The organism is Pseudoclavibacter sp. Z016, from assembly GCF_002931215.1.
In the GTDB taxonomy this organism is placed as follows: domain Bacteria; phylum Actinomycetota; class Actinomycetes; order Actinomycetales; family Microbacteriaceae; genus Pseudoclavibacter.
The window spans coordinates 1-10,122 of sequence record NZ_PSTU01000027.1; the positions used below are offsets into that span (position 1 = coordinate 1).

The following is a 10,122-nucleotide window of genomic DNA, read 5'->3' on the forward strand; positions in this document are numbered from 1 at the left end:
GCCCCGGCCCCCGCCCCCAGACGCTGAAAGCGGACTTGTGGTCGTCAGCCATGAGGGTTGACGACCACAAGTCCGCTTTGCGGTTCGCCCCGCTCGGGGGCGTGGATGCTCGTGCCTAGTTGAGTGCCGGGGTGTCGGTCGGGATGACCCCGTTGCCGTACAGGTCGATGGCGAGGTCGCGCAGCGCGCGCAGGGCGACCCGCTGCGTGAGCGGTCCGTAGGAGACGCGGGCGACGCCCAGCTCCTGGAACTCGGCGGCGGTGAGCGCGCCGGGGAGGCCGATGACGGACAGCTTGCCGGCGCCGAGGCCCTCGACGAGCGGCTCCACCGTCTCGCGGGTGACCGCGCCGGGGACGAAGACGAGGGACGCACCCGCGTCGAGGAAGGCGCGACCGCGCGCGATGGCGTCGTCGATGCTCTCCGAGATGGGGCGCTCGCCGCCGCGCGCGATGGCGTCGGTGCGGGCGTTGAGCTGGAAGTTGACGCCCTCGGCTTCAGCGGAGCGGATGATCGCGGCGACGCGGGCGACGGACTCGTCGAACGGCCGCAGGCGGTCCTCGACGTTCGCGCCGACGATGCCGAGGCCGATCGCGCGACGGATGGTCTCTGCCGGGTCGTCGTAGCCGTCGTCGAGGTCTGCCGTGACGGGCAGGTCCACCGCATCCACGATGACCTTCGCGCCTGCGAGGGCGACGTCGAGCGACATGCCGCCGTCCGGGTAGCCGTAGGAGGCCGCGATCGAGTGGCCCGCGGTCGCGATGGCCTGCGTCTCCGGGAGGGCCGCGACCGTCTGGGCGCTGATCGCGTCCCACACGTTCACGACTCGGAGGATCTCCGGGGCCTGGTGAAGTTCAGCCAAACGGTTGGCGCGGTCGGCGGTGCTGACATGTGTCATCGTGCTGTCCTCTGCTCCTGCTGTCATGAAGTTGGGTCCTGCGGTGTCGGGGCTCGGTGCCCGGAACCGGCGGTAGGGACTTCCGCCGTCAACGTGTATACGCCACGCGGCTGGGGCGAGCCGGGATGCGACGTCGCCCGCTGCGATCCGTCGCGCTCAGCGCTCGATCTGGGCGAAGTCGCTGAGCTCGCGGCGCGAGCGGGGCGAGCTGTCGCGGGCGCGGATCTCCTCGCTCACGGCGTCGGAGTCGTCGTGCTGGCCGACGGCGATGACCGTGATCGGGGTGCGGCCCGCAGGCAGCTCGAGGGCTTCGGCGAGGGCATCCACGTGGATGCCACCCAGCTGGTGCGTGTGGAGGCCGCGCGACTGCGCCTCGATCGAGAGGTGCGCGGCGACCTGGCCGGCGTCGTACTCGGCCCAGCGCAGGGGCTTGCCGTCGCGTTCGTGCTCGACGGTGACCGCGATGAGCAGGGAGGCCCGGTCGGCCCAGGCGAGGTTGAACTCCATGAGGGTGCCGTAGATCTTGTCGAACGTCGCCGTGCCGCGGACGCCGGCGACGAGCGTCGTGGGCTGCGTGTTGCTCGCCGACGGAGCCCAGCGTCCCGCCTCGAAGATGGCCGTGAGGTCCTCATCCGCGATGGCGTGGTTCGCGTCGAAGCCGCGGGGGCTCCAGCGGTCGGAGAGGGCATCGAGGATGGGGACGGAGGTCTCGTTGCGGACGGTCAGCTGCTCGGTCATGGGTCTCCGTTCGATGCGCGATGCGCGGGGTCTGTGGGGCGTGGTCGTTGCCACCCGAAGGCCAACAACCGCTTGTACCTGCAAGCTATTCCTGCGACCTGGGACCGCCGGGTTACATGACGCCGCGTTGCACCGACGAGGCTCGTCGGTGCAACGCGGGGACCCTCAGGCAGAGCGGCTGATCGTCGCCCGCACCGCCTCGACGACTCGCTCGGTGGTCATGCCTCGGGCTGCAAGCGCCTGGTCAGCGGGCGCCGAGAGGCCGAACTCGTCGATGCCGACGATCTCGCCGTGCACGCCGGCGAGGTCGTGCCAGCCGAACGAGGTCGCAGCCTCGACGATCACGCGGGCCGTGAGCTCGCTCGGGATGACGGCCTCGCGGTAGTCGGCGTCCTGGGCCGCGAACCACTCGCGACTCGGCATGGAGACGACCCTGACGAGCACGCCGTCGGCGGCGAGACGCTCCGCGGCCTCGAGCGCGAGTGCCACCTCGCTGCCCGTCGCGATGACGATTGCTGCGGGCGACTCGACATCCGAGACGACGTACCCGCCGCGGGGGACACCCGCGCGGACCGCGTCGGCCGGCAGGTCGAGGACCGGCACCCCCTGGCGACCGAGCACGAGCCCGCTCGGCCGTTCGCTGCGAACGATGGCGCTCCAGGCGGCCACGGTCTCGTTCGCGTCCGCGGGACGCACGACCGTGAAGCCGGGGATGGCGCGCAGGCTCGCGAGGTGCTCGATGGGCTGGTGCGTCGGCCCGTCCTGGCCGAGTGCGACCGAGTCGTGGGACCACACGTAGGTCACCGGCACCCCCATGAGCGAGGCCAGGCGGATGGAGGGGCGCTGGTAGTCGCTGAAGACGAGGAACGTGCCGGCGAAGACGCGCCAGCCGCCGGAGAGGGCGATGCCGTTCATGGCGGCGGCCATCGCGTGCTCCCTGACTCCCCAGTGGATGTTGCGGCCGGCGTAGGAGCCGAGCTCGGTGGACGCCGGAAGGAACGAGCCACCGTCGTGGATGGCCGTGCGGTTCGGTTCCGCGAGGTCCGCCGAGCCGCCCCAGAGCGAAGGAGTCGCTGCGGCGAGGGCCTGGATGGCGGCTCCGGACGCGTCTCGAGTGGACACGCTCGTGCCGATCTCGAACGGGGGCAGGAGGCTGTCCAGCTCGGTGGGCAGGTCGCGGGAGGCGAAGGCTGCGTGCGCGGCGGCGAGCTCCGGCCTGCCTGCCCGCCACGCTGCGGCGTCGTCATCCCAGCGTGCGTGCAGCTCGGCGCCGCGATCGACGGCCTTCCTCGCGGTGCGCAGGACATCGTCGGCGATCTCGAACGGCCCCGTCGTGACGCCGAGCACCTCCCGGAGAGCGGATGCCTCGACGGCACCCAGCGGTGCGCCGTGCGAGGCCGCGGTGCCGACGGCACCGGGGGAGGGGAACGCGATCTGCGACTTCACGATCACGAGGCGCGGCTTCCCGGCGGGGCCGGGGGTGCTGAGGCGCGCATCCACTGCGGCGGTGTCGACCTCGCCGTCGGCCCGGAGCTCGACCTCGTCGACGTGCCACCCCTGGGCGCGGAAGCGATCGGCGGTTCGTTCGCTGCTCGTCAGGCGGGTGTCGCCCTCGATCTGGATGTCGTTGTCGTCGTAGACCACGGTGAGGTTGTCGAGGCCGAGGCGGCCGGCGAGTGCGCCGGCTTCGTAGGAGATGCCCTCCTGCAGGTCGCCGTCGGAGGCCAGCACCCAGACGCGGCGGTCGAAGATCGACTCGCCAGCGTCCGCATCGGCGTCGAAGAGCGCGCGCTCGTGCGCGAACCCCATGGCCATGCCGACGGCCGTGCCGAGGCCCTGGCCGAGCGGTCCCGTGGTCGTCTCGACGCCTGCCGTGTGCCCGTATTCGGGGTGTCCCGGGGTGCGGGAGTCGAGGGTGCGGAACGCGCGGATGTCGTCGAGCGTGACGTCGTAGCCGGTCAGGTGCAGCTGCGTGTAGAGGAGGATGCTGGCGTGTCCGCAGGAGAGGACGAAGCGGTCGCGCCCGGCCCACTCGGGGTCACGCGGGTCGTGGCGAATGTGCTTCTGGAAGAGCAGCGTCGCAAGCGGTGCGAGCGCGATCGCGGCGCCCGGGTGGCCGGATTTCGCCTGCTCGACGGCGTCGAGCGAGAGCAGTCGCGCGGCGATGACGACGTCGGCGTCGAGGTCGTTGTCGAGGGTCGCGTCGGGGGAGGGCTCCGTGATGAGTGTCATGGAGTGATTATGTCGTCATAATGACTTGGGAAGCAAGCCATGAGATGCCCGGAAAATCAGGGGTCGCTGTTCGGCGTTGCGCTCGGTCGAGCTTCGTGTCATCATGACGACATAACGAATGCAGTTGGCACGGATGAGCGCGAGGAGGCGATCATGGAGGCAAACGCCGGCACCAGCAAGTACCTGGCGGTGCGCAAGAGCCTGCTCGAGCGGGTATCGACGATGGAGATCGGCGAACGGCTCCCGGCCGAGCCGACATTGTGCGCCGAGTTCGAGGTGAGCCGCATCACGCTCCGGCACGCCGTCGACGGGCTCGTCCAGGACGGCAGGCTCACGCGAGAGCACGGACGAGGGACCTTCGTCTCCGAACCGCAGGCCGGCGTCCACTACCCCGAGCGATTCGCCGACGAGGTCACCGGCTTCCACCGTCAGCAGACCTCGGCAGGTCACTCCGTCAAGACGCGTGTGCTCCGGCAAGGCCTCGCGCCGGCCTCCGAGAGCATCGCGAAGCTCCTCGGCATCGACTTCGCCGCAACCGTCGTCGAACTCGTCCGCCTGCGCTACGTGAACGACCAGCTGCACCAGTACGTCGTCACGTACCTGCCCTACGAGCGCTTCCCCGACGCGCAGACCGCCGACTTCTCCGAGGCGTCCCTCTACGCGTACCTGAACGAGCGCTACGGCGTGACCCTGCACCGCAACGACCTCGTCGTCACCGTCGAGGAGGCGACTCCCGAGATCGCCCTCAACCTCGACATCCCCGTCGGGATGCGGCTCCTCGGGATCTCCTCGACCGTGTTCGACGCCGACGGCAGGGCCGTTGCAGAAGGCACGGCCTGGCATACGCCGGAGAACAGCGAGATCTCACTGAGCCTGCGCTCGAGCGGCGCACCTTCACAGGAGGACTGACCGAACATGATCGACCATCTGACCCCCGAGAACATCCGCTTCGCCGACCACGTCGAAGGGTGGCGCGACGCGATCGAACTCGTCAGCGAACCCCTCCTCGAATCGGGCGCGATCACACGGCAGTACGTGGATGCGATGCTCGCGTCCATCGCGGCAGGCGGCACCTACATCGACCTCGGCTACGGCATCGCCCTGGCGCACTCGCGCCCCGAGCACGGCGTGCTCGACACGGGCCTCTCGGCCCTCTGGGTTCGCCCCGCCGTGCTGCTCAACGACGAACCCGCGCATCCCATAACGCTCTTCCTCTGCCTCGCGGCGACCGACTCATCGAGTCACCTCGCCACCATGGCCAAGCTCGGAGAGCTCCTCACCGACGACGCAGCCCGCAACTCCCTGCTCGCTGCGACAACGACCGCCGAAGTCATGGCGGTCCTGAACGCAGGAGAACATCAATGACGAAATTCCTCGCAGTCTGCAGCTCGGGCCTCGGCAGCAGCTTCATGGTCCACCTCAACATCGAGAAGGTCCTGAAGGAGCTCGGCGTCACCGACGTGACCGTCGACCACGCCGACCTCGGCTCCGTGAGCCGCGGTGACGCCGACACCATCTTCGTCGGACGCGACATCGCGGAAGCAGCCCAGGACCTCGGCGACGTCGTCGCCCTCGACAGCATCATCGACCTGAACGAGCTGCGCGCCAAGGTCGGCGAGGCGCTCAGCCGCAACGGCATCGCGACCGCGTAGCCGGTCCCCTCCTTCTCCCCAACTTCCGGAGCGCTCTCCCGCGTCTTCGGCTCCATCGAAAGGACAGCATCCGATGGATGCAGTACTCGATGTCTTCTTGGACATCTTCACCCAGCCGGCCGTCATCGTCGCGCTCATCGCCCTGATCGGGCTCGCGGTCCAGGGCAAGGGCTTCAGCGACGTGCTGAAGGGCACGGTCCGCACGCTCGTCGGCTTCCTCGTGCTCGCGGCCGGCGCCGGCGTCGTCGTCGGGTCCCTCGACCCGTTCGGCGTGATGTTCCAGGCCGCCTTCGACGTGCAGGGCGTCGTGCCCAACAACGAGGCCATCGTCGCGCAGGTGCTGCTCGACTACGGTGCCGCGGCCGCGCTCATCTTCTTCTTCGGCATGGTCGTCAACATCTTCCTCGCCGCGACGACACGCTTCAAGTACGTCTACCTCTCGGGGCACGTGGCGTTCTACATCGCGGCGATGTTCGCCGTCATCTTCGGCGCGGCCGGATTCGAGCCGTGGGCCGTCATCCTCTGGGGCTCGATCGCCCAGGGCATCTACATGGTCGTCTCGCCGGCGCTCGTGCAGCCGTTCATGCGCAAGGTCACCGGCACCGATGACGTCGCCCTCGGCCACACGGGAGGCACCGGCATCGCGCTGAGCGGCCTCGTGGCCCTCGCGACCCGCGGCAAGGGAACCTCCAAGTCCACGGAGGACCTGAACTTCCCGAAGGGCCTCGGCTTCCTCCGCGACACCACGGTCATCGTCGCCATCTCGATGGCGATCATCTACGTCATCGTCGGCCTCTTCGCGGGAGCCGACTACATCGAGACCGAGCTGTCCGACGGCCAGAACTTCATCGTCTTCCTGCTCCTGCAGGCCGCGACGTTCTCGGCGGGCGTGTTCATCATCCTCGCCGGTGTCCGCGTCGTGCTGGCCGAGATCGTCCCCGCCTTCAAGGGCATCTCCGAGAAGCTCGTCAAGAACGCGAAGCCGGCGCTCGACGTGCCGATCGTCTTCACCTTCGCACCGAACGCCGTGCTCATCGGCTTCCTCTCGAGCTTCGTCGGCGGCATCGTCGCGATGCTCGCCATGGTCGGCATGGGAACGACGATCATCGTCCCCGGCGTCGTCGCGCACTTCATGACCGGCGCGGCATCCGGTGTCATCGGCAACGCCGCTGGCGGACGCCGTGGCGCAGTGCTCGGCGCTTTCGCGAACGGTATCGCGATCTCATTCCTGCCGCTGCTCCTGCTGCCGGTGCTCGGCGAGGTCGGCCTCGCGAACTCGACGTTCTCGGACGCCGACTACGGGGTCTTCGGTCTGCTGCTCGGCGGCCTCTCCATCGCCGGCGGCCAGATCGCCATCGTCGTGGGTCTCTTCGTCGCACTCGCCATCCTCTACACGCTCACCCTCGTGCTCGGTCGCCGCGACCGCGCGAAGCTGCGCGCCGAGGTCGCAGACATCGACGAGTCGGCGCAGCTCGGTTCGACCACGGCCTCGGCCGGAGCGTCCACCTCGACGGGTTCAGGCTCCCGCCGCTGAGGCAGCGCAACGCACGCGAGCAGGGCGGGAGCACACGCTCCCGCCCTGCTCGCGTCGCCGCCGGCCCCGCACCACGCTTCCTCCAGCTCTCGAAAGGGCACAGATGACCTCCACCGTCCACCCCGTCGCCGGGTTCCTGTTCGACTGCGACGGCGTCCTCGTCGACTCGCTCGAAGCCGCCGCGGTCGCCTGGGACGCGTGGGCTGAGACCCACGCGCCCGGCTACGACTTCCGCACGCAGGTCGAGCACGGCGTGCGCGCCGCGGACACCGTTGCGCAGCTGGTGTCGCCGGACTCCTTCGCCGGGGCTTTCGCCGCCCTCGAGGCCGCGGAGATCGCGGGAGCGGATGCGACGCTCGCCATCCCTGGCTCCATCGACCTCACGACGAGCATCCCCGACGCCAGCTTCGCCGTCGTCACCTCCGGTACCCGACCCCTCGCGGAGGCGAGACTGCTCGCAGCCGGCCACCGCGTCCCGGCCGCGCTCGTGACCGCCGAGAGCGTCACGAAGGGCAAGCCGGACGCCGAACCCTACCGGCGAGGAGCCGAGCTGCTCGGGCTCGACCCGGCCGACTGCGTCGCGCTCGAGGATGCCCCAGCGGGCGTGGAAGCGGCTCGAGCCGCGGGAGTCGGGTTCATCATCGGCGTCGGCGACCACCTCGAAGGTGCCATCGTCGACGCGCACGTTCTCGACCTCCGCGCGTTGAGCTACGAGGGCGGGCGCCTGACGATCGTCGACGCGCTCTAGAAGTTCCCACGCCGCCCGTCTTGCTCTCGCTGGGCGCATGAAGCATCGTTAGGCCATGTCGTCTCACGAGCACGCACTCTCCCACGGTCACCTCGGCGTCGACGTGCCCGACAGCCGTGGCCGCACCGGGCTCGACCAGGCCGGTCGCGAGCTGACCCGCAACCCGAACGTCGAGATCGAGAACGTCGAGGTCACCTCCGACGGGTGGCACGTGCTGCGGCGCACCACGTTCCGGTACCGCGGACGCGACGGCGAGTGGGCGACGCAGCAGCGCGAGACCTACGACCGCGGCAACGGCGCCACGATCCTCCTCTACGACCTCGAGAGCCGGAAAGTGCTGCTCGGCCGCCAGTTCCGCTACCCCGTCTACGTCAACGGGCACCCCGACGGCATGCTGCTCGAGACCGCGGCCGGCCTCCTCGACGGCGACTCGCCGGAAGACGCCATCCGCCGCGAAGCCGAGGAGGAGCTCGGCGTCGTCGTCGGCGAGGTGACGCCCGTCTTCGAGCTGTTCATGAGCCCGGGTTCCGTGACCGAGAGCATCCACTTCTTCGCGGCTCCCTGGTCGGCGGGCGCCCCGGTCACCGGTGGCGGCGGCGTCGAGGAGGAGGGCGAGGAGATCGAATCCGTCGCGCTCGACTTCGATGAGGCGCTTCGCATGGTCGCCAGCGGTGAGATCCAGGACGCCAAGACCGTGCTCCTCCTGCACTGGGCCGCCCTGAACCTGCCTTGGCCCGCCGCGAACGCCGACGCCCAAGGGGGAGCCCATGTCTGATTCGCTGTTCGAGGGCGTCAGCGCCTTCCCCCTCACACCCGTCACATCGACGGGCATCGATGCAGGCAGCTATGCGGCGCTCGTCGAACGGCTCCAGTCGGCCGGCGTCGACTCCATCAGCGCCCTCGGCTCGACCGGCAGCTACGCCTACCTCGACCTCGCCGAACGGGCAGCCGTCGCGAAGCTCACCGTCCAGCACGCTGGCGCCGTGCCCGTCATCGTCGGCATCGGCGCCCTCCGCACCCGCGACGTGCTCGAGAACCTGCGTTCCGCGGAGGACGCGGGGGCCTCGGCGGTCCTGCTCGCCCCCGTCTCCTACCAGCCCCTCACCGAAGACGAGGTGTACGGGCTGTACGAGGACGTGGCCGCCACCTCGGGCATCCCGATCATCGTCTACGACAACCCGACCACCACCGGGATCGTCGTGAGCGACGCCCTGCACGCGCGCATCGCCGGCCTCGACCTCGTGCGATCCATCAAGATCCCGCCGGCGTCCCTCGACGTCGCCCAGGTGAGCGCCCGCGTCACCGCCCTCCGCGACGAGGTCGGCTCGCCCATCTCCGTGGGCATCAGCGGAGACCCGTACGCGGCCGCCGGGCTGCTCGGCGGCTGCGACGTCTGGTACTCGGTGCTCGCGGGAGTGCTGCCCGAGCCCTGCCTCGCCATCACGCGAGCCGCCCTCGGCGGGGAAGCGGAACTCGCGATGAGCCTCTCCGCGCGGCTCGACCCGCTGTGGGAGCTGTTCCGCGCGCACGGCAGCTACCGGGTCGCATCCGCGATCGCCGCCCAGCTCGGTCTCGTGCCGACCGTGAACCTCCCGCGGCCAGTCCACGAGCTCGACGCCGCGGGGCAACGAGCCGTCGCCGGCGCACTCCGCGCTCTCTGAGGTGGGCAGCATGAGCCGTGAGTGACATCGTCAGCCTCGAGCTGCTGTTCGACACCGCTACGGAGACGCAGATCCGGGAGGAGTGGCGGCTGCTGCAGGAGCTGGGCGTGTCCAGCATGGGCGCGCACACCGGGGCGAGCAACCGTCCGCACCTGTCGTTGCTCGTTCGCAGTGCCTCGCCAGATGAGGTGCGGGGCGAGGGGGAGGGTACCGAGGCGGCCTCTGGTCAGGGTGATCCTGGCGGGCCGCCGTTGCTCGACGTCGATGCCGTCCGGGATGCAGTAGCCAGGCTGCCGATCGCCCTCACGCTCGGCGGGCCGCAGCTGTTCACGTCCGGAGCGCGCGCCGTCCTGGCCCGAAGCGTCGTGCCATCCGCTGGCCTGCTCGAGTTCCACGCCGAGCTGCACGCGCGTGCGGGCGACGCGGAGATCGCAGTCGACCTGCCGCACACGGTGCCCGGGGCCTGGACGCCGCACGTCACGCTCGCCCGGCGCCTGAGGCTCGCCGACCTGGAGCGGGTGGTGTCCGCGCTCGAGCTGGCGCCGCTGCCCGCACTCGCCACCGAGCTTCGGCTCTGGGATGCGCGCGTCGCCACCGTCCAGCTGCTGGGCGGTGGCGACGCGCGCATCCCAGAGCAGAAGCTCGGTGGCGAGTGCGGGCAG

The 10,122-nt window shown here is 70.1% G+C and carries 11 protein-coding genes; 8 read left to right on the forward strand and 3 right to left on the reverse strand.

The genetic code is table 11. The features are described from left to right. Positions 1-115 precede the first annotated feature (115 nt). The 3 genes from C5B99_RS18750 to tkt form a co-directional block, all read right to left on the reverse strand. The gene (locus tag C5B99_RS18750; protein WP_104244963.1) at positions 116-895 is read right to left on the reverse strand and encodes an isocitrate lyase/phosphoenolpyruvate mutase family protein; all 780 of its coding nucleotides are present in this window, start codon (positions 893-895) and stop codon (positions 116-118) included. A gap of 156 nt (positions 896-1,051) precedes the next feature. Next, positions 1,052-1,633, reverse strand: a complete 582-nt coding sequence (locus C5B99_RS18755; RefSeq protein ID WP_104244945.1) for a nitroreductase family protein — start codon at positions 1,631-1,633, stop codon at positions 1,052-1,054. Between the two features lie 165 nt (positions 1,634-1,798). Next, a complete protein-coding gene (tkt, locus tag C5B99_RS18760; RefSeq protein WP_104244947.1) occupies positions 1,799-3,865 on the reverse strand; it encodes a transketolase in 2,067 nt (688 codons plus the stop codon). 153 nt (positions 3,866-4,018) lie between these two features. Here tkt and C5B99_RS18765 point away from each other — a divergent pair, with 153 nt between their 5' ends. From C5B99_RS18765 to C5B99_RS18800, 8 genes are all read left to right on the forward strand, one after another. Beyond that, positions 4,019-4,774, forward strand: coding sequence for a GntR family transcriptional regulator (locus C5B99_RS18765; RefSeq protein WP_181065062.1), 756 nt, complete (start codon positions 4,019-4,021; stop codon positions 4,772-4,774). A 6-nt stretch (positions 4,775-4,780) separates the two neighbouring features. Beyond that, positions 4,781-5,230, forward strand: coding sequence for a PTS sugar transporter subunit IIA (locus C5B99_RS18770; protein WP_104244951.1), 450 nt, complete (start codon positions 4,781-4,783; stop codon positions 5,228-5,230). Beyond that, entirely contained in the window at positions 5,227-5,517 is a 291-nt protein-coding gene (locus tag C5B99_RS18775; RefSeq protein ID WP_104244953.1) for a PTS sugar transporter subunit IIB, read from the forward strand. The genes C5B99_RS18770 and C5B99_RS18775 overlap by 4 nt, the downstream gene beginning before the upstream one ends. Before the next feature lie 73 nt (positions 5,518-5,590). Further along, positions 5,591-7,051: a PTS ascorbate transporter subunit IIC gene (locus tag C5B99_RS18780; RefSeq protein WP_104244955.1), complete on the forward strand. Its 1,461-nt coding sequence runs from the start codon at positions 5,591-5,593 to the stop codon at positions 7,049-7,051. 103 nt (positions 7,052-7,154) lie between these two features. Further along, the gene (locus C5B99_RS18785) at positions 7,155-7,799 is read left to right on the forward strand and encodes an HAD-IA family hydrolase (RefSeq protein ID WP_104244957.1); all 645 of its coding nucleotides are present in this window, start codon (positions 7,155-7,157) and stop codon (positions 7,797-7,799) included. A gap of 55 nt (positions 7,800-7,854) precedes the next feature. Beyond that, positions 7,855-8,574: an NUDIX domain-containing protein gene (locus tag C5B99_RS18790; protein ID WP_104244959.1), complete on the forward strand. Its 720-nt coding sequence runs from the start codon at positions 7,855-7,857 to the stop codon at positions 8,572-8,574. Further along, entirely contained in the window at positions 8,567-9,460 is an 894-nt protein-coding gene (locus C5B99_RS18795; RefSeq protein ID WP_258063565.1) for a dihydrodipicolinate synthase family protein, read from the forward strand. Before C5B99_RS18790 ends, C5B99_RS18795 begins: the two co-directional genes overlap by 8 nt. Positions 9,461-9,477: 17 nt before the next feature. Then, positions 9,478-10,122, forward strand: a 645-nt coding sequence (locus C5B99_RS18800) for a 2'-5' RNA ligase family protein (protein WP_104244961.1), incomplete at its 3' end; no start/stop codon positions are given.